The sequence below is a fragment of the Pseudomonas sp. IT-93MI4 genome, from assembly GCF_949767635.1.
Lineage (GTDB): Bacteria > Pseudomonadota > Gammaproteobacteria > Pseudomonadales > Pseudomonadaceae > Aquipseudomonas > Aquipseudomonas putida_A.
In genome coordinates this window covers 198,856-218,022 of record NZ_CATKPP010000001.1, presented here as the reverse complement: position 1 = coordinate 218,022, position 19,167 = coordinate 198,856, and the positions used below count along the sequence as shown (strand labels likewise).

The 19,167-nt window shown below is 61.8% G+C and carries 20 protein-coding genes and 2 pseudogenes; 9 read left to right on the top strand and 13 right to left on the bottom strand.

All coding sequences use genetic code 11. The features are described 5' to 3' along the window. Positions 1–156 precede the first annotated feature (156 nt). Both ACM6I7_RS00775 and ACM6I7_RS00770 read left to right on the top strand, forming a co-directional pair. On the top strand, positions 157–1,116 hold the full coding sequence (locus ACM6I7_RS00775) for a nucleoside-specific channel-forming protein Tsx (RefSeq protein WP_096797785.1): 960 nt from the start codon (positions 157–159) through the stop codon (positions 1,114–1,116). A gap of 15 nt (positions 1,117–1,131) precedes the next feature. Then, positions 1,132–2,154, top strand: a complete 1,023-nt coding sequence (locus ACM6I7_RS00770) for a purine-nucleoside phosphorylase (protein WP_414887783.1) — start codon at positions 1,132–1,134, stop codon at positions 2,152–2,154. Positions 2,155–2,276: 122 nt separating this feature from the next. Here the strand turns inward: ACM6I7_RS00770 and ACM6I7_RS00765 are convergent, their stop codons facing one another. The 3 genes from ACM6I7_RS00765 to ACM6I7_RS00755 form a co-directional block, all read right to left on the bottom strand. Continuing rightward, complete coding sequence (locus ACM6I7_RS00765; RefSeq protein WP_414887782.1) at positions 2,277–3,233, bottom strand: quinone oxidoreductase family protein; 957 nt, start codon at positions 3,231–3,233, stop codon at positions 2,277–2,279. 29 nt (positions 3,234–3,262) lie between these two features. Then, complete coding sequence (locus ACM6I7_RS00760) at positions 3,263–3,436, bottom strand: DUF1427 family protein (RefSeq protein ID WP_095138741.1); 174 nt, start codon at positions 3,434–3,436, stop codon at positions 3,263–3,265. A gap of 662 nt (positions 3,437–4,098) precedes the next feature. After that, a complete protein-coding gene (locus ACM6I7_RS00755; RefSeq protein WP_414887781.1) occupies positions 4,099–4,875 on the bottom strand; it encodes an AraC family transcriptional regulator in 777 nt (258 codons plus the stop codon). Positions 4,876–5,011: 136 nt separating this feature from the next. Between ACM6I7_RS00755 and ACM6I7_RS00750 the strand changes: the two genes are divergently transcribed. Then, positions 5,012–5,239 carry a DUF6555 family protein gene (locus ACM6I7_RS00750; protein WP_027613849.1) on the top strand — a complete coding sequence of 76 codons (228 nt, stop codon included), beginning with the start codon at positions 5,012–5,014 and terminating at the stop codon, positions 5,237–5,239. Between the two features lie 40 nt (positions 5,240–5,279). After that, positions 5,280–5,552 carry a hypothetical protein gene (locus ACM6I7_RS00745; RefSeq protein ID WP_027613848.1) on the top strand — a complete coding sequence of 91 codons (273 nt, stop codon included), beginning with the start codon at positions 5,280–5,282 and terminating at the stop codon, positions 5,550–5,552. Positions 5,553–5,574: 22 nt separating this feature from the next. Here ACM6I7_RS00745 and ACM6I7_RS00740 read toward each other — a convergent pair whose 3' ends face one another. The 3 genes from ACM6I7_RS00740 to ACM6I7_RS00730 all read right to left on the bottom strand — a co-directional run bounded on the left by ACM6I7_RS00740 (position 5,575) and on the right by ACM6I7_RS00730 (position 7,658). Further along, positions 5,575–5,742, bottom strand: a complete 168-nt coding sequence (locus ACM6I7_RS00740) for a metallothionein (protein WP_081730276.1) — start codon at positions 5,740–5,742, stop codon at positions 5,575–5,577. A gap of 970 nt (positions 5,743–6,712) precedes the next feature. Continuing rightward, complete coding sequence (locus tag ACM6I7_RS00735; RefSeq protein WP_027614318.1) at positions 6,713–7,168, bottom strand: DMT family transporter; 456 nt, start codon at positions 7,166–7,168, stop codon at positions 6,713–6,715. 4 nt (positions 7,169–7,172) lie between these two features. Next, complete coding sequence (locus ACM6I7_RS00730; RefSeq protein WP_027614319.1) at positions 7,173–7,658, bottom strand: DMT family transporter; 486 nt, start codon at positions 7,656–7,658, stop codon at positions 7,173–7,175. Positions 7,659–7,771: 113 nt separating this feature from the next. On the opposite strand from ACM6I7_RS00730, the gene ACM6I7_RS00725 reads away from it, so the two are divergent. Next, a complete protein-coding gene (locus ACM6I7_RS00725; protein ID WP_414887780.1) occupies positions 7,772–8,707 on the top strand; it encodes a LysR family transcriptional regulator in 936 nt (311 codons plus the stop codon). A 126-nt stretch (positions 8,708–8,833) separates the two neighbouring features. On the opposite strand, the gene ACM6I7_RS00720 is transcribed toward ACM6I7_RS00725, so the two are convergent. The 3 genes and pseudogenes from ACM6I7_RS00720 to ACM6I7_RS00710 form a co-directional block, all read right to left on the bottom strand. Continuing rightward, on the bottom strand, positions 8,834–9,589 hold the full coding sequence (locus ACM6I7_RS00720) for a methyl-accepting chemotaxis protein (RefSeq protein ID WP_371917818.1): 756 nt from the start codon (positions 9,587–9,589) through the stop codon (positions 8,834–8,836). 102 nt (positions 9,590–9,691) lie between these two features. Then, positions 9,692–10,516 (bottom strand): annotated as a pseudogene (locus tag ACM6I7_RS00715) (cache domain-containing protein); the annotation flags it as partial. Between the two features lie 196 nt (positions 10,517–10,712). Next, on the bottom strand, positions 10,713–12,032 hold the full coding sequence (locus ACM6I7_RS00710) for a Na+/H+ antiporter family protein (RefSeq protein ID WP_115990270.1): 1,320 nt from the start codon (positions 12,030–12,032) through the stop codon (positions 10,713–10,715). A gap of 355 nt (positions 12,033–12,387) precedes the next feature. On the opposite strand from ACM6I7_RS00710, the pseudogene ACM6I7_RS00705 reads away from it, so the two are divergent. Then, positions 12,388–13,776 (top strand): annotated as a pseudogene (locus ACM6I7_RS00705) (HAMP domain-containing protein); the annotation flags it as partial. A gap of 102 nt (positions 13,777–13,878) precedes the next feature. Next, complete coding sequence (locus ACM6I7_RS00700) at positions 13,879–14,634, top strand: methyl-accepting chemotaxis protein (RefSeq protein ID WP_371262551.1); 756 nt, start codon at positions 13,879–13,881, stop codon at positions 14,632–14,634. 132 nt (positions 14,635–14,766) lie between these two features. On the opposite strand, the gene ACM6I7_RS00695 is transcribed toward ACM6I7_RS00700, so the two are convergent. From ACM6I7_RS00695 to ACM6I7_RS00680, 4 genes are read right to left on the bottom strand one after another with little or no spacing between them, the layout of a single operon-like run. Then, on the bottom strand, positions 14,767–16,080 hold the full coding sequence (locus tag ACM6I7_RS00695) for a sensor histidine kinase (protein WP_414887779.1): 1,314 nt from the start codon (positions 16,078–16,080) through the stop codon (positions 14,767–14,769). Next, a complete protein-coding gene (locus ACM6I7_RS00690; RefSeq protein ID WP_003223514.1) occupies positions 16,077–16,745 on the bottom strand; it encodes a response regulator transcription factor in 669 nt (222 codons plus the stop codon). The genes ACM6I7_RS00695 and ACM6I7_RS00690 overlap by 4 nt, the downstream gene beginning before the upstream one ends. Positions 16,746–16,748: 3 nt before the next feature. Next, a complete protein-coding gene (locus ACM6I7_RS00685) occupies positions 16,749–17,060 on the bottom strand; it encodes a PepSY domain-containing protein (protein ID WP_027613999.1) in 312 nt (103 codons plus the stop codon). Then, positions 17,060–17,368 carry a PepSY domain-containing protein gene (locus ACM6I7_RS00680; RefSeq protein WP_414887778.1) on the bottom strand — a complete coding sequence of 103 codons (309 nt, stop codon included), beginning with the start codon at positions 17,366–17,368 and terminating at the stop codon, positions 17,060–17,062. The genes ACM6I7_RS00685 and ACM6I7_RS00680 overlap by 1 nt, the downstream gene beginning before the upstream one ends. Positions 17,369–17,629: 261 nt before the next feature. Between ACM6I7_RS00680 and ACM6I7_RS00675 the strand changes: the two genes are divergently transcribed. Continuing rightward, positions 17,630–18,709 (top strand): patatin-like phospholipase family protein, encoded by a 1,080-nt coding sequence (locus ACM6I7_RS00675; protein ID WP_414887777.1) that lies wholly within the window; start codon positions 17,630–17,632, stop codon positions 18,707–18,709. Positions 18,710–18,804: 95 nt separating this feature from the next. Further along, entirely contained in the window at positions 18,805–19,161 is a 357-nt protein-coding gene (gene queD / locus ACM6I7_RS00670) for a 6-carboxytetrahydropterin synthase QueD (protein WP_414887776.1), read from the top strand. Positions 19,162–19,167: the final 6 nt, after the last annotated feature.

The window sequence follows — 19,167 nt, the reverse complement described above, 5'->3', positions numbered from 1 at the left end:
TCGCGAGCAAGCCCGCTCCCACAGGAGAATTTCAGCGTTTAAAAGAAACTGGTACGCCTTGTGCAAACGTTTGCGACCTGCCTTTAACGGCTTTTTCGTAACAAAACCGTACAGACCCGCAGAACCCGGGCCTCGATCCGCAAAAAAGGACTTTGAATGCACGTTGCTTCCCTTCTTCGCGCCCCGTTTGCGCGCACGTTTGCTGTTTCCCTGCTACTGACCGGCGTTACCGGAGTTCTCAGCCACAGCGCATTGGCGCAACCGGCGCTGCCCGACGAATCCGCTCAGGGCGAAGCCCTCAGCCCGGAAGCTGCCCCGCCGAAAAAAGGCGCGTATCTGTCGGACTGGTACAACCAGGACCTGACGCTGATCGGCAGCAAGGACATCAGCTTCGGGCCGCAACCGGCCGACGACATTTATCTGGAATACGAGTACTTCGGGCGCAAGGGCCCGTTCGAGCTGTACGGCTACGTCGACATTCCGAAGATCTTCAACATCGGCAACAGCCACGACAAAGGCGTGTGGGATCACGGCTCACCGGTGTTCATGGAACACGAGCCGCGCATCTCTATCGACTACCTCGCCGGCCGCAGCCTGGCCATCGGCCCGTTCAAGGAATGGTACGTGGCGTTCGACTGGATCTACGATCACGGCAGCCGTAAAGAGAACCGCGCCAACACCCTGTACAGCGGCTTCGGCACCGACATCGACACCCATTCGCGGGTCAACCTGTCGGCCAACCTGTACGGGCGCTACCAGTGGGAAAACTACGGCGCGAGCAATGAGTATTCATGGGACGGCTACCGCGCGCAGCTCAAGTACATCGTGCCCATCGACAAATTCAGCAACGGCGCGTCGCTGACCTACATCGGTTTCACCAACTTCGATTTCGGCTCGGACATTCACAAGGACAATCCGGCGCGCACCGCCAATGCCACGGTGGCGACCAACGTGCTGTTGTACTCGTTCACCCACCTGCGTTTCACCCTGGTCGGCCGTTACTTCCACAACGGCGGCAATTGGGAAGACGGCAGCGAGCTGAACTTCGGCGACGGCAATTTCCGCGCGCGCTCCAACGGTTGGGGTTACTACGCCGGCATCGGATACCAGTTCTGAAATCAGGAGATTCTCATGCAAGCAATGACGCGTCTGACCCTGGCCGCTGCGGCCCTGCTCTCTTCCACGGCGTGGGCGGCTGAAGCGCCGATCCAGCCGAAAGTGGTGCTGATCACCATGTTCGCCCCCGAGGCACAGAACTGGATCGAGCGCCTGAATCTCAAGCAGGAAATCCGCGTACCGGGCCTGTCCGCCGAGTACCCGACCATCCGCTGCAACGCACAACAGGTGTGCCTGCTGACCACCGGCATGGGCCAGACCAACGCCGCCGCCTCGACCTTGGCACTGGCGCTGTCGCCGAAATTCGACCTGCGCAAAAGCTGGTTCCTGATTGCCGGGATCGCCGGCATCAGCCCGAAACACGGGACCATCGGCACTGCGGCGTGGGCGCATTACCTGGTGGAATTCGGCACGCAATGGGAGCTGGATTCGCGCGACGCGCCGGCGAGCTGGCCGACTGGCTACCTGGGCATCAACACCAAGGGTCCGAACGAAAAGCCGCCGCTGGACTACAAGACCGAAGTCTTCGAACTCAACCCGACACTGCAGGCCAAAGCCTTCGCCCTGAGCCACAAGGTCGAACTGAGCGAGAGCAAGGAGTCGGCGGCGTGGCGCCGGAAATACCCCTCGGCCCCGGCCAATCAGCCGCCCGTGGTCACGCGCTGCGACACGCTGGCGGGCAACACCTGGTTCTCCGGTACACGCCTGAGCGAACGCGCCGAGGTCTGGACCAAACTGCTGACCGATAACAAGGGTGAATACTGCACCACACAACAGGAAGACAACTCCACCTATGAAGCGCTGCTGCGTGCCAGTCGCGAAGGTCTGGTGGATGTGCAGCGTCTGGCCGTGGTGCGTGCCGGCTCTGACTTTGATCGGCCGGCACCGGGCGGCAGTGAAGTGGACAATCTGCTCAAGTACGCCGATCAGGGCGGGTTCGTGCCGGCGCTGGAAAACCTCTATCGCGCAGGTAACCCGCTGGTGCAGGAAATCGTGAAAAACTGGTCGGCGTGGGAAAACGGCGTCCCGCAATCCTGAGCCCTGCGCCAATCAATTGTAGGAGTGAGCCTGCTCGCGATGGCGGTTATTCAGCCGCCGAGTTTGTCGACTGAATTGACGCTATCGCGAGCAGGCTCACTCCTACAGGGCTTGTGGCTGAGTCAGGGGATGAGAATTATCTTGTCGCCACTGCCTTGATTCACCTGCGCGTAGCTGTCCAACCCCTCCGCCAATGGCACCTGCACCAACCCCTGCGGCAACGGCAACAGATCCTCATCAAAGAACCGCCCAAACTGCTCGAGCATCGCCGCACAGGCTTGCACGCCGTACAGCAGCGAGTTGATCCCGACCACCGAACCGCCCTTGCGGTACAACGCCAGCGCCGGCAACTGTACATGGCCGTCGACCGGTGCGGCGATGATCGCGATCCGCCCGAACGCTGCCAATGCCGCGACCGAGGCCGGCAGCCAGAAGCCGGTGGTGTCGAAGATCACGTCGGCGCCGCCGCTGTACACCGCGTTGACCTGCGCGCCGAGGTCTTCGGGTTTATCCAGCTGAATCGTCTGGAAGCCCTGCGCCTGCAACTCCTTGACCTGCTCCGGCCGCCGCGCTGCCGCGAGGATCTGCGCGCCGCGCACCTTGGCCAGCGCCAACGCCGCCGTGGCCACCGCGCCGCCGCCGATCACCAGCAAACGGGTTTCAGCGCTCACCAGACTGCGCTCCAGCGCATCCCACGCCGTGGTGTACGGCACGCCGAGGCTGGCCGCCTGGGCGAAACTCAAGTGCGACGGTTTGTGCGCCACGCCATTGGCTGGCAGTTTGACGAACTGCGCGTGCGAGCCATCGGCGAAAAAGCCCAGCTCACGCCCGGTGCCCCAGACTTCCTGACCGAGCAACGCCTGCGGGCCTTCGACCACGACACCAGCGAAATCACGCCCGGGAATCCGTGGCAATGTGGTGTACGGAAATCGCCCGAGCACGTTCTTCACATCGCTGGGGTTCAGACCGGCCGCCTTGATCTCGACCAGCACCTCATCAGCGCCGGGCAGCGGGGTCGGTACGTCGACGAAATGCAGGGAAGACAGATCGCCGGTTTTATCGAATTGCAGTGCTTTCATGAGGACATCCATCAAAGGGAAAAAGGAATTCAGGACAGCCAACCGGCGACCAGTTGCCGGCCCATCGGCCACAGCTGCTCACCCGCGAGCATGCCCAGCAGCCCCACCAGCGCGATGGCCGGAGGTGCCGGGGAACGAAAATCCAGCGCGCCATAGAGCAGGCCGACACCGAGACCGATGCCCAGCGAAATCAGGTAGTTCATGGGAGGAAACTCCGCCGCGTGAAAGGAATGGGCAAAGTCTAGGGAAGGATCGGCAGAGGTGTCGGCCAAGGACTTCTGAATTTCGGCCAATTCCCGCGTTCTCTGCCGTCCCCTGTGGAAGCGGGCTTGCTCGCGAAGGCGGCGGGTCAGTCACTTTATGCTTCACAGACCCACCGTTTTCGCGAGCAAGCCCGCTCCCACAGTTGTTTTGCGGTGTCAGGGGAGCCGTAGCTGGAGAACCTCTATCGCACAGGCAGTCCGCTGGTGCAGACATCCTGAAACACTGGTCGGCGTGGGAAAACGGTGTCCCGTAATCCTGAGTACAACACGGTAAAAAATGTGGGAGCAGGCTTGCTCGCGAAGGCGGCGGGTCAGTCACCTTATGCTTCACAGACACACCGCTTTCGCGAGCAAGCCCGCTCCCCCAGGTGTTTTGCGGTGTCAGGGGAGCCGGCGCTGGAAAACCTCTTCCGCGCCGGCAATCCGCTGGTGCAGGACAATCTGAAAAATTGGTCGGCGTGGGAAAACGGCGTCCCGCAATCCTGAGTACAACACGGTAAAAATGTGGGAGCGGGCTTGCTCGCGAAGGCGGCGGGTCAGTCACTTTATGCTTCACAGACAAACCGCTTTCGCGAGCAAGCCCGCTCCCACAGGGATTGCGTTCAGGTGATCGTAAATTGCGAAGGCGCCACGCCCAGTTCGCGCCGGAACATGTCACTGAAACTGCTCGGCGAATACCCCAGCTCGCGAGCGATCGCGCTCACCGGCACGCCCTGAATCAACTCGGCCACCGCCGTCGCCAGTTGCACCTGCCGCCGCCATTCGGCGAAGCCCATGCCGAGGCTGTCCTTGAACAGCCGCGCCAGCGTGCGCACGCTGGCCCCGGCGTTTTCCGCGTGCTGTTCGAACGGAATGTCCAGCGACGGTGACGCCATCACCGCCTGGCACAGATTCATCAGGCGCCGGTCGGAATCGTCCGGCAGCGGGATCTTCAATTGTGAGCGCCGGGCACGCTTGAGCTCCAGCAACGCCAGCCCGACCAAGGCGTCGTAATAAGCCGGCTCACCGCTATCGCCCTGCTCCACCAGCCCGACGATCAACTCGCGCAACAGCCCTCCGACCTCGATCACCTGCACCGTCGGATCCAGCGTTGCCGCCAGCACCGGGCGCAGGTAGATATTGCGCATCTGCAAGTCCGAGACCACGCGAATTCCATGCGGCACCCCGGGCGGCAACCACACCGCGCGCTGCGGCGGCACCACCAGTGCCTCATGCGGGGTCTCGACCCACATCACTCCGCTCATCGCATACAGCAACTGCCCCCAGACATGCTCGTGCGGCTCGATGAACAACCCGCGCGGATAAGTGCGCGCCAGCGGTTGCACCGGCACATCGGTATCCGTGAGATCGGGGGGTGCGGCGAGGGCCATGGCGAGCATTCATTGGGGTTGGCGGAAGGCGCATGGTAACCAGTCGGTCACAGCGTCGACAACGATAGATACCGTCGGACAATCCGAGTGAATTTTCCCGACGCGCCGCGATCCTTCTAATACCACAGGGAGGATTACGGGCTTTATGAACAACGCAAAACTGTTTGTCATCGATTACACCCTTCACGGCACGCCTAAGTCGTTCATTATCCGCTCGGACAGAATGGACAACGCCGAGGCGTGGCACTGGGCAAGCTGCGACGCCGGTGTGGGTCGCATCCCGCGTTTCGGCCGGGAAAAAGTGCAAAAGACCAGCAAACCGATGGCGGAGAAATTCGGCGTGGAAAACGTCACATGGCGACCGGCGAGCTAGACTCTCGTCAGGCGATGGGGACTCTTTGGGGGCGTACACAATGACCAGCATCTTCAGCCCGGCGCATCTGGATTACGGACTGGACACCCTGTTCGGACGTATCACCAAAAGCGTGGACTGTCAGGTGGGTCTTGAGGCTGTCGAAGACGATCCCTATAGCTTCGCCCTGCGCATACCGGCGCCGTTACCGGAAGACCTCGACCAGGCGAAAACCGTGGTAGTCAGGGTTGACGGTCGACGGCTGCAAGGCACGGTTCGCCGTACCGAACGGCTGGATGATGAAAGCCTGAAACTGCAAGTGGAGCCTGATTAGGCTCCACTTTTTTTGCGCGCGGTTATTTGGGGTGGGCGCAATGGCAGCCTTTGCTTGAGCACTCTTCACCGCCCTTGTGGTGGTGGGCGCAGGCTTCACAGCAATAGTGTTTGCCGTGCACGGCGTAGGCGTGGTCGCCTTCCTTGATCGTGCATTTGCAGTTGGGGCAGTCGCATTTTCTATCGGGCATGGGGGCAGACTCCTTTTTTGGTGGTTGTCTGGGCTTTTGGGATAAGCCGTAAATACCAGTGTAGGAGCTGCCGCAGGCTGCGATCTGTTGATCTGGTTTTTTTCGGGAATTGGGTGAATATCCGTTTCTTCGGGTGCTGCCGCTGGCGGTTTCGCTCTTACAGCGAGTCACCTTTTCCAAACGCCGAAAAGGTAACCCAAAAGGCTTTGCCCCGGCGTACGGCACTTCGCTTAGGCTCAGTGTTCCCTCGCTACGGTGTCCATCCGGGGGCATCGCCTCCGGTTTGCTTCGCTGCACCTCCTCTCGATGGATGCGGCTTCGCCGCATGGCGCTGCGCGCCTAACCCCCGGATGAACACCTCCGCTCGGCCTGCCGAAGGGGCTGAAGATCAAAAGCCAAATCAAGAGCCAGAGCCAAAGCAAAGCCAAAGCAGATCAAAAGATCACAGCCTTCGACAGTTTCTACATGGGATGGGGGGGCGCTTTCAGTTAGAGATTGGTCGGCTGGCAGGCCGCCTTCGCGAGCAAGCCCGCTCCCACAGTTGGAATGGGTGGCTTCAGTTGGAAATTGGTCGGCTGTCAGGCCGCCATCGCCAGCAGGCTAGCTCCTACAATTTAGAGAGTGTGCGCCCCATGCGGCGAGGCCGCCCCACTCAACACAATGAGCGTTAGCTCGAGTACCGCTTTTGATCTGAGGGCCCGTCGGCAGGCTGAGTGGAGGGGTTTATCCGGGGGTGGGAGCGCAGCGACCGTTTGGCGCAGCCAAACACAGCGAGAGGAGGTGCAGCGAAGCAAACCGTAGGCGCTGCCCCCCGGATGAATCCCGGAGCGAAGGAACCCGAGCCTAAGCGAGGGCCGAACGTCAGGGTAAAGCCTTTTTGGTTACTTTTTCGGCGTCTGGAAAAAGTGACCCGCCGTAAGGGCGGAACCCTAAGTGGCCGTTACCGCAGCAACGGATATACACCCAAAACTCAATCAGAACCCCGAACACTACTCCGATACATAAAGACCAAAGCCAACCCCAGACACACCATCGCCAACACCCGCGAAGACGAAAGCTCGATCGCCGGATTCCCCAGCCAGCCAAAATTGTCGATCAACATCCCCATCCCAAGTTGACCAACAATCACCGCCACCGTCGCCACCGCAGTCCCCACAACAGGCACCGCGCCAACCATGACCATCATGTAAACCACCCCAAACAGCGCCCCGCAGACCTGCCACTTCGGCACATCGAGCAAACTCACCGCATGCGCCGGTTCAAAAAACACAATCAACAATCCGGTGACCACAGCCCCGACGAAAAACGTCAGCAAACTGCTGCGCAATACCCCGACGCTTTCACCGAGGCGCCCATTGATCGCCGCCTGCACACTCAACACCGCGCCAGCCAACACCACCACTGCCAACAAAATAACCAGACTCATATTCTCAACCCCGCGCAATCAGAACCAGTGCCACCACTATCAACCCCAACGCCAGCCACCGCTCGGCATTGACCTTCTTGCGCGTCGCGCCGAACCAGCCGAAATGGTCGATCAGCACACTCTTGCCGACCTGCCCGGACAGGATCGCGATCATCGTCATCGCGATCCCGATATGCGGCGTTGCCAGGGTCAGCACCACCACGTATATCGGCCCGAGAAAGCCGCCGATCAATTGCCAGCGCGGCAGATCGGTCAGCGCCGGGCCTTTCTGCGGGCCGGCGAACAACAGCAGCAAAAACAGAATCGCCGAACCCACGCCGAAGATGCTCAAGGTCGCCCACAGATGCCCGACCTGCTCCCCCAGCGGCCCCAGTAACCCGGCCTCCACCGACAGGCCCATGCCGGCCAGAATCACCAGCGGCAGCAACAACAGGCGCAACCACGACCGGGTCGCCGGCGCCGGCACACTCACTTCATCCAATGTCTGCATCATCCAAAACCCACGCAAGTAAACGATGGCGCGGATTATCGGCTGGCGTAGCTGTGCGATAAATGGGAGCATCCGGACAACACTTTTGCGCAACTCGCACAGCAGGAAGATCCATGCACGGGCTGAATGAACTGGGATTCAAGGCACTCAGGCTGTTTGTGGCGGTGCTCGACCACGGCAGTTTTTCCGAAGTCGCCCGCCGCGAGGGCGTCGCGCCCTCTTCGATCTCGCGGCAGATCCAGTTGATGGAGCAGGCGCTGAACCAGCAATTGCTCTACCGCCACACCCGCGCTGTCACCCCGACCGAAGCCGGGCGCATGCTCGGCCACCATGCGCGGCTGGTGCTGGTGCAACTGGAGGAAGCCGAGCAGGCGTTGCAGGAGCAGCAAAGCGAACCCACCGGACTGGTGCGGATCAACGCACCGGTGGTGTTCGGCCAACGTCATCTGACGCCGTGGCTCGGTCAGTTGTGCGCGCGCTATCCGAAGCTGCAACTGGACATCCAGCAGACCGACCATTACGTCGACCCGTTGCAGGAAGGCGCCGACCTGCTGTTTCGCATCGGCCCGATGCACGACTCGAGCATGCAGGCGCGGATTCTGGCGCCGCACCGCTTTCAGGTCGCGGCCAGCCCGACTTATCTGAAGCGCCACGGCACGCCGCAGCATCCCGACGAACTCGCGCAACACCAGTGCCTGGCCTACAAAGGTGCGACCGGTCAGCAACGCTGGTTTTTCCGTCAGGATCAGGACGACTGGACGCCTTACTCGGTCAAAGGCCCGATCACTGGCAACCACGCCGACACCCTCACCCAGGCCGCCGAGCAAGGCCTGGGGCTGGTGATGTTTCCATCCTGGCTGATTGGTGAGGCGGTGCGCGAAGGCACGCTGGTGCCGGTGTTGCGCGAGTATCAGGTATCGAACAGCCTGGAGCCGCAGCAGATTGCAGTGCTGTGGCCGGGGAGCCGGCGGCTGTCGGTGAAGGTGCGTACGGTGATCGATTTCTTTGTCGAGTGCTTTGGCGAAATCCCGTACTGGGACAGACCCTAAGTCCTACACAAAACCCAATGTGGGAGCGGGCTTGCTCGCGAAGGCGGTATGTCAGATACAAGAATACTGACTGACATGACGCCTTCGCGAGCAAGCCCGCTCCCACAATGAGGTTTTACAGACTTTTTAAATGCGGAACTGGCCCACCAGTTTGCCCAATCGCTGGCCAAGTTCCGCCAGACTGCGCGAAGTCTGCGCGCCCAACTGGGTCTCATCCGCCACGCTGTCCACCGCCACCGCGATCTGATGCACGCTGCGGTTGATCTCTTCGGCCACCGCCGTTTGTTCCTCGGCCGCGCTGGCGATCTGCGCGTTCATCGAGTTGATGGTCGCGATCAGGTCAGCCATCGCGTCCAGCGACGCCCCGGCCTGATTGGCCTGCGCCGAAGTACCATCGCCCGCTTCACTGGAACGGCGCATCGCCTCGACCGCCGACTGGGTACCCGCTTGCAGACGATCGATCATGCCCTGAATTTCCTGGGTGCTGATCTGCGTGCGGCTGGCCAGTGCCCGCACTTCGTCCGCCACCACCGCAAAACCGCGCCCGGCCTCCCCGGCGCGCGCCGCTTCAATCGCGGCGTTGAGTGCCAGCAGATTGGTCTGCTCGGCAATCGAACGGATCACCCCGAGCACGCCGACAATCGACGACACGTCCTGCTGCAGGCTGTCGAGCGACACGCCGCTGCTGCGAATGTCATCCACCAGCGCATGAATCTGTTTGATGCTGCCGGCCACCACGCGTTTGGCGCTCTGGCCTTCTTCATCAGTCTGCTGCGCGGCGACCGCGGCGTTCTGCGCGCTCTTGGCGACTTCCTGGGCGGCGGCGGACATCTCGTTGATCGCCGTGGCGACCTGATCGGTCTCGTGGCGCTGACGCTCCATCGCCTGATCGGAACGCTGGGCCTGATCCGACACCTGGGTCACCAGGCCGGTCAGTTGTGTGGTCATCTCGGTGATCTGCCGCACCAGGCCGTGAATCTTGTCGACGAAGCGATTGAACGAGCCGGCCAGTTCGCCGAGTTCGTCCTGGCTAGTGATGTTCAGCCGGCGGGTCAAGTCGCCCTCGCCCGCCGCGATGTCGTCGAGGTTGGCTTTCATCAGGTTCAGCGGGCGCAGAATGGTGTTGGCCAACAGCATCCCCGCGATGGCAATCACCAACAGCACCAGCACCGCCACGCCGACGATACTGAGGATCACGCCTTGCATGCGCTCCTGCACTTGCGCCTCGACCACTGCCACTTGCGCTTCAATGCCGTCGAGGTTGACCGAGGTACCGACCGCCATGTCCCACTTCGCCAGGTATTCGGTGTAGCCGAGTTTCGGCACCAGCACGTTGGCATTGCCCGGCAGTGGCGAGCTGTATTGCAGATAGTGGGTGCCGTCCTTCGCCACTTTCACCAGGCCGAGGTTGACGTAGACGCCATTCGGATCGCGGTTGTCCTTGAAGCTTTTGCCCACGCCTTCGGGGTCGTTGGCCTTGAACAGGCGCACGGTCTCGGAGTCGTAGCCGAAGAAGTAGCCGTCCTTGCCGTAGCGGATGCCTGACAGCAGCTTGATCGCCTGCGCCCGCGCCGCGTTGTCACCGGGGGCGGCTGCGTCGTACAGCGGTTTGATCGTGGTCATGGCCACGGCGACGTAACTTTGCAGCGTGGCCTTGGCGTCGGCGAGCAGGCGCTCGCGGGTCTGTTCGACCTCGGTGTGCGCCTGTTGCTGGAGGATAAACAGCGTGGTCAGACTGATGACCAGCGCAAAGAGCAGCACCGGCAGGACGGCAAGGGACAGGACTTTGGCCTTGAGACTCAAGCGCATTGGGGGGCTCACTCTTTTGGTTTTATTGGCGTGGTTAAAGGCGTTAACGGCACGCAAAAGCAAAAGTTGAGCGGGGGATTCACCGCATTCCCCTGTGGGAGCGGGCTTGCTCGCGAAAGCGTCGTGTCAGTCAACATTTATGTTTCTGATACACCGCTTTCGCGAGCAAGCCCGCTCCCACAGGTGATTGGCGGGTTTAGAGAACCATCGCCGCCACCCAGCCGAACGCCAGCAGCGGCAGGTTGTAGTGCAGGAAGGTCGGGACCACGGTGTCCCAGATGTGGTGATGCTGGCCATCGACATTCAGACCGGAGGTCGGGCCCAGCGTCGAGTCCGAGGCCGGCGAGCCGGTATCGCCCAATGCACCGGCGGTGCCGACGATGCACACGATGGCCATCGGGCTGAAGCCCAGCTGCACGCACAGCGGCACGAAAATCGCCGCCAGAATCGGTACCGTGGAGAACGACGAGCCGATACCGATGGTCACCATCAGGCCCACCAGCAGCATCAACAACGCGCCGATCGCCTGACTGTGATCGATCCACGCCGCCGCGCTTTCGACCAGCGAGCGCACTTCGCCGGTAGCCTTGAGCACTTCGGCGAAACCCGAGGCGGAGATCATGATGAAGCCGATCATCGCCATCATCTTCATGCCTTCGGTGAACAGGTCATCGGTCTCACGCCATTTGACGATGCCCGAAGCCGAGAAAATCAGGAACCCGGCCAGTGCGCCGATAATCATCGAGTCCAGCAGCAGCTGAATGATGAACGCGGCGGCAATTGCCAGACCGGCAATGCCAATGGTCTTCGGGTTGTAGGCGACGCTGACTTGCTCGACCTGCTCGATTTTCTCCAGATCGTAAACACGCTTTTTCCGATAGCTGAAAAACACCGCCAGCAACAGGCCGAAGACCATGCCCAGCGCCGGAATCGCCATGGCGTGCATGACGTTGATCTGGCTGATATCGACCCCGGCCTTGCTGACGTTGGCCAGCAGGATCTGGTTGAGGAAGATGTTGCCGAAACCCACCGGGAACACCATGTACGGGGTGATCAGGCCGAAGGTCATGACGCAGGCAATCAACCGGCGATCCAGCTGCAACTTGGTCAGTACATAGAGCAGCGGCGGCACCAGCAGCGGGATGAACGCAATGTGGATCGGCAGGATGTTCTGCGAGGCAATCGCCACCACCCACAGCAGGCCGATCAGCAGCCACTTGACGCTGCCGCCGCCGGTCGAATGCTGACGATCGACCATCGCCAGGGCCTTGTCGGCCAGCGCATGGGCCAGGCCGGACTTGGCAATCGCCACGGCGAAAGCGCCGAGCAATGCGTAGGACAACGCCACCGTCGCCCCGCCACCCAGGCCGCTGTTGAACGCCTTGAGCGTGGCGTCGATGCCCAGACCACCGGTCAGGCCACCGACCAGCGCACCGACGATCAGGGCGATCACCACGTGCACGCGGGACAGGCTGAGGATCAGCATGACGCCGACCGCAGCAATCACTGCATTCATTTCACTACCTCAAAAACACTGCGATGAAATCATCACCGCCAGACAGGATGAGTCCGCCCACGGAGCACCGGCGGATTTGCAAAGAGGGTCTTATTAGAAGGGCGCGCACTGTGCCGCAGAGTGGCGGCGGTGTCAAAGCGAGCGGCTGAACTGAAATGTAACTGGCAATGCAGAACCCTGCGGTAAGGAGATCAATGTAACGGGCAATGGAGAACCCTGTGGCGAGGGGATTTATCCCCGATCGGCTGCGCAGCAGTCGCCAAACCTGACTATGCAATTTCTCTGAACGATTGTGAGGGCGGCTTCGCCCCCCATCGGGGATAAATCCCCTCACCACAGGTATCTGATCGCCAGCATGCGGCAATTGGTCATATTGCGCTTGAACAATAAAGAAAGCCGAAACGCGGCCGTTACAGTGCAAAGTCTCAGATATTTATCGAATAAGGACGTCTCCATGTCGCTCAGACAACTTTCCATTCAATGGAAAATCACCCTGCTCGCCGGCCTGTGCCTGGCGGGCATCGTGACCCTGCTGGTGGGTCTTTCGCTGTACCGCATGGAGCACAGCTCCGAGCTGGTGAAGGCTTCGAGCATGGAGATGCTGACCGAGTCGGCCCAGGCGCGCATTGAGTCGCAGGGTGAGGTGCAGGCTGCCGGGATTCACCAGCAGTTCATGGACGCCTATCAATATGGCCACGGCTTCTCGCGGCAGGTGCTGTTCCTGCGCGAACAGGCCGAGAAGCGCTTCCTCGATGCCTTCGACCTGCGCGAAGACATGACCCGTCAGGTCAAGTCCGCGCTGCAGGCCAACCCGGAGCTGCTCGGTCTGTCGCTGGTGTTCGAAGCCAACGCCTTGGATGGCAAGGATGAGCTGTTCGCCGGTCAGGCTGAACTCGGCAGCAACGACAAGGGTCGTTTTGCCCTGTACTGGTCGCAGCCGACTCCCGGCAAAGTCACCTCGATGGCCCTGCCGGAAAGCGACATGACCGACACCAGCACCGGCCCCAGCGGCCAGGCCGCCAACGCCTGGTTCACCTGCCCGCGCACCACGCTCAAGCCGTGCGTGATCGAACCGTACTTCTATGTGATCGACGGTCAGAACGTGCTGATGACCAGCATCGTCTTCCCGCTGATGGTCAACGGCAAAGTCATCGCCTCGCTGTCGGTGGACATCAATCTCAACAGCCTGCAGGCGATCAGCCAGGGCGCGAGCAAAAAACTCTACGACGGCCAGACCGCCGTGAGCATCATCAGCCCCACCGGCCTGCTCGCCGGCTACAGCCCGGACGCCAGCAAACTGAGCAAGCGCCTGGATGCCGTGGACACCGTCAGCGGCGCCGAACTGCTGCGTCAACTCGCCGCCAGCAGCAGCGTCAGCAGCCTGCACAGCAACGGCCAGTTGAAAGTGCTGTCGCCGTTCCAGCCGATCCCCGGCGGCCCGTCGTGGGGCGTGTTGCTCGACGTGCCGGAAAAGGTGCTGGTCAGCCGCGCCGAAGCGCTCAAGCAGCAACTGGATGCGAGCAACAACTCCGGCACCCTGATCGAACTGAGCCTTGGCGTGCTCGCAGCCCTGGTCGGCCTGCTGCTGGTGTGGCTGATGGCGCGCAGCGTGACCAAACCGATCCTCGGCGTCGCGCATATGCTGGAAGACATTGCCAGCGGCGAAGGTGATCTGACCCGCCGTCTGGCCTATGACAAGAAAGATGAACTCGGTCAACTGGCCGGCTGGTTCAACAAGTTCCTCGACAAGTTGCAGCCGATCATCGCCGAGGTGAAACGCTCGGTGCAGGATGCGCGCAACACCGCCGACCAGTCCTCGGCCATCGCCACCCAGACCAGCGCCGGCATGGAGCAGCAATACCGGCAGGTCGATCAGGTCGCCACTGCCTCCCACGAAATGAGCGCCACCGCGCAGGACGTTGCACGCAGCGCCGCGCAAGCCGCCGAAGCGGCCAAGGACGCCGACCGCGCCACCCGTCAGGGCCTGACCGTGATCGACCGCACCACCGCGAGCATCGACACGCTCGCCGCCGACATGAGCGCGGCGATGGTTCAGGTCGAAGGGTTGGCTGCCAACAGCGAGAAGATCGGCACCGTGCTGGAAACCATCCGCGCCATCGCCGAACAGACCAACCTGTTGGCGCTCAACGCGGCGATCGAAGCAGCGCGTGCCGGTGAAGCCGGGCGTGGTTTTGCCGTGGTCGCCGACGAAGTGCGCAACCTTGCCCGCCGCACGCAGGAGTCGGTGGAAGAAACCCGTCAGGTCATCGAGCAACTGCAGACCGGCACCCAGGACGTGGTCGGGTCGATGGGCAACAGCCATCGTCAGGCGCAGGGCAGTGTCGAACAGGTCGGGCAAGCGGTGACCGCACTGCGCCAGATCGGCGATGCAGTGACGGTGATCAGCGACATGAATCTGCAGATCGCCAGCGCGGCGGAAGAACAGAGCGCGGTGGCCGAGGAGATCAACAACAACGTCGCGACCATTCGTGACGTGACCGAATCGCTGTCCGGACAGGCCAATGAGTCGGCGCGGGTGAGCCAGTCGCTGAACAGCCTGGCGAATCAACAGCAGAGTCTGATGGATCAGTTCCGGGTCTGACAGCCCATTGCCAAACCCAATGTGGGAGCGAGCCTGCTCGCGAAAGCGGTATGTCAGTCAGCGATGATGTGTCTGATCCAGCGCATTCGCGAGCAGGCTCGCTCCCACAGGGGATTGGTAGTGTTTGGGTGATCAGCGTTTAGGCAACTCGATCACCACCTTCAGCCCGCCCCACTCACTCTCGCCCAACACCAGCAACCCGCCCCACATCTCGACGATATCACGCACAATTCCCAGCCCCAGGCCATGCCCGTCAGTCTGCTCATCGAGCCGTGTGCCACGGCTGAACACCTGAGTGCGTTGCTCTTCAGGAATCCCCGGCCCGTCATCTTCAACGCCAAGGGCGTAGCCGTCCGTTCGTTCGATCACACTCAGGCGCACCTCGGCATCCGCCCATTTGCAAGCGTTGTCCAGCAAGTTGCCGAGCAGTTCCAGCAAGTCCTCGCGGTCCCACGGCAGTTGCAGCCCCGGCGGCGCGACGTAACTCAACGCCAGATGCTCGCCGTGGATCATGTTCAGCGTTGCCAGCAATCCCGGCAGTTCCGCATCGCAATCAAACAGCGCACCGGGCAGCGCATCACCTGACAACCGCGCGCGATTAAGCTCGCGATTGAGCCGCTGTTGCACCTGCTCCAGTTGTTCCTTGAGGATTCGGCGCAGCTCCGGGTGGGCATCGAGTTTTTCGCTCGACGCCAGACTCAAAAGCACCGCCAACGGCGTTTTCAGCGCATGCCCCAGATTGCCCAGCGCATTGCGTGAACGCTTGAGGCTGTCCTCGGTGTGCGCGAGCAAATGGTTGATCTGCGCCACCAGCGGCTCCAGCTCGACTGGCACCTGATCGTCCAGTTGCGAGCGCTGGCCCTGCTGCAACTGGGCGATCTGCTCGCGCGCGCGTTCCAGCGGCTTCAACGCGCGGCGCACCGTCAGCCGTTGCAGCAGCAGAATCAGCAGCAAACCGGCAAGGCCCAGACCGAGGCCGATCTGGCGCATGCGCTGGAAACTCTCGCGCACCGGGGTGTAATCCTGGGCGACGCTGATCGAGATCGACTGCCCCAGACGCCGATAATCCGAACGCAATACCAGCAACTGCTGACCGTCCGGCCCCAGTTGCAGGTTGCTGTGCAAACCCGGGTGTTCCAGCAGCGGCAGATCCTGATCCCACAGCGAACGCGAGCGCCAGTGGCTGTCGGCAAAATCGATGCGGAAGTAATGCCCGGAAAACGGTCGCTGATAGGCCGGCGACAGATGCCGCTCATCCAGTTGCAAACCTTGCGGGCCACGCACCAGTGCGACCAGCAGGCTTTCGCTGTCGTTGCGCAGACCGGCCTCGAGGTAACGCTGCAACCCGACTTCGAACAACCACAGACTGGTTTGCGCCAACACCAGGCCGACGATCACCATCACGCTGATCAACCCCAGGCTCAAGCGGCGCTGGATCGACCTCACGAAGCTTGCCCGCCGAACAGGTAACCCTGGCCGCGACGGGTTTCGATCACCGCTTTACCCAGCTTGCGCCGCAGGTGGTTGACGTGAACTTCGAGGACGTTGGAATCGCGCTCGGTTTCGCCGTCGTAGAGGTGCTCGGCGAGGTGGGTTTTCGACAGGATCTGTTCCGGGTGCAGCATGAAATAGCGCAGCAGGCGGAATTCGGCGGCGGTCAGCTGAATCTCGCTGCCGTCGCGGATCACGCACTGGCGACCTTCATCCAGATGCAGGCCGGCCGCCTTGAGCGTCGGCTGATTGGCCTGGCCCTTGGAGCGACGCAGCAACGACTGCACCCGCAAGTGCAGCTCTTCGGGATGGAACGGTTTGGTCAGGTAATCGTCGGCGCCGGCCTTCAGGCCTTCGATGCGCTCGGCCCAGGAATCGCGGGCGGTGAGGATCAGCACCGGGGTCGACAGGCCACCGGCACGCCATTGCGCCAGCACCTCCAGCCCGGGAACGCCGGGCAGACCGAGGTCTAGAATGATCAGGTCATAGGGCTCGCTGCTGCCCTGATAGACCGCATCGCGTCCGTCCGCCAGCCAGTCCACCGCGTAGCCTTGGCGCTGCAGGCCGGCGATCAGTTCGTCGGCGAGCGGCACGTGGTCTTCCACCAGAAGCAAACGCATCGGTCAATCTTCCTTGTCTTTGAGTAATTGGCCGGTATCGGCTTTCAGATGCAGCTCGCGCGCCACGCCCTCGACCGTCAGCAGCTCGACTTCATAAACATAGACGTCGTGCTTTTCCTCCAGCTCGACCTCCAGCAGTTTGGCCCCCGGATAGCGATCCAGCGCCTGTTGCAGCACCTGCTCCAGCGGCAGGATCACGCCCTGCTGACGCAGCTTCAGCGCTTCGTCCTGATCGAGGTCGCGGGCCATCGCCGCCGAGCAAACAATCACAAGCGCCAACGCCGTGCGGCTGGTGGCGCGAACATTAACCTTCATTACGTATCCTGATGATCCTTGAGAACCTGCCCAGTGACCGCGTCTAATTCCAGATCCCACTCCAGCCCTTGCGGATCACGCATTTCGACCTGGTAGACGTACTTGCCGTACTCCTCTTCCAGCTCGGTTTCGGTGATGGTCGAGCCCGGGTGTCTGGCCAGCGCCGTGGCGTTGAGCTTCTCGAAGGAGACGATAGTACCAGCGTCGCGCAGACGCAGGGCTTCATCCGGGCCAAGATCGCGGGCGTGGGCGAGGCTGGCGGTCAGGCCGATGATCGAGGCAATGGACAGGGCAGTCAGGGTTCTCATGGGTGTCTCCATATTTTTATGTGCAGCTACGGTGGGCACCATAGCGGTGCGAACTTAACTGAAACTGAATTGCCATCATTGTCCATGGCACCAACCACATTTGCAGATTCATGCAAAACCCTGTGGGAGCGGGCTTGCTCGCGAAGGCGGTGGGTCAGCAATAATGACGGCGACTGACACAACGCCTTCGCGAGCAAGCCCGCTCCCACTGGGTCAAGTAGTGCGCCTATAATCCAAAGCTTGCTAACGATCGAGACCGGTATGACTGCCATCCACATCAAGTTCCCCGCCCTCACCCTCAAGGCCGGCCCACGGGCCATGGCGCGCATTCGTGCCCAGGGCCTGAACGCCGCTGACGTCGGCACCCTGCCCGGTGCGGCCGGCGGGCCGAAGGCATTGGGGATTCAAGGGCTGGACCTGGCGTTGTTCGGTGAATGGCTGCCGAGCGCGCCGCGTGAGCGCTCGCTGATCGGCGCGTCGGTCGGTTCCTGGCGCTTCGCCAGCGCCTGTCTGCCGGACGCCGCCGAGGGCATCCGCCGCCTCGGCCAGTTGTACGCCGAGCAGAATTTCAACAAAGGCGTGACCATGGCCGAGATCAGCCAGAGTTCGCAGCGCATGCTCAATGACCTGCTCGACGGCCGCGACGCCAGCATCCTCAACAACGCCGACTACCGCCTGAACATCATGGTGGTGAAAAGCCACGGACGCCTGGCCGATGACCATCGCGGCCGCCTCGGTCTGGCGCTGGGCTCGGTGATCGCCGATAACCTGCGCGGTCGCCCGCGGCTGTCGCGGCACTTTGAGCGCCTGATCATCCACGACCCGCGCCTCGCCCCGCCGGTGAATGCGCTGAATGACTTTCCGTCGCGCTTCGTCGCCCTGAATGCCGGCAACTTGCGTCAGGCGCTGCTGGCCTCGGGGTCGATCCCGATGGTCATGGAAGGCGTGCGTGACCTGCCGGGTGCCGGTGCCGGCACGTTCCGCGATGGCGGGCTGCTCGACTACCACCTCGACCTGCCCTACAGCGGCGACGGCATCGTGCTCTATCCGCACTTCACCGACCGGGTGATTCCCGGCTGGTTCGACAAGACTCTGCCGTGGCGCCGCGCGTCGGTCGAGCGCTTGCAGGACGTGCTGTTGCTCGCGCCATCCAAGGAATATCTGGCACGGCTGCCCTACGGCAAACTGCCCGACCGTAACGACTTCAAGCGCTTCATGGGCGATGCGCCGAGCCGCCAAAAGTATTGGCACGCGGCGATGGACGAAAGCCGCCGTCTCGGCGACGAGTTTCTTGAACTGACCGCCAACTGTCGCCTCGCCGAACGCTTGCTGACCCTTTAGTCAGTGTTTTCCCGCATCGCCAAACACAAGCTGGTAAACTCGCCGCCTGCCCGAATCGCTGCGGCGAACGCCACCTGAACAGAGCCGAAAATACTGTGGAAATCTTCAAGGAATTTACTTTCGAATCCGCCCACCGCCTGCCGCACGTCCCGGAGGGCCACAAGTGCGGACGCCTGCACGGTCACTCGTTCAAGGTGGCGCTGCACCTGAGCGGCGACCTCGATCCGCACGCCGGCTGGATCCGCGACTTCTCCGAGATCAAGGCGATTTTCAAGCCGCTGTACGAGCGTCTGGATCACAACTACCTGAACGACATTCCCGGTCTGGAAAACCCGACCAGCGAAGTGCTGGCCAAATTCATCTGGAATGAAATGAAGCCGCTGCTGCCGGAACTCAGCGCGATCCGCATTCACGAGACCTGCACCAGCGGTTGCATTTATCGCGGTGAATGACCTGAT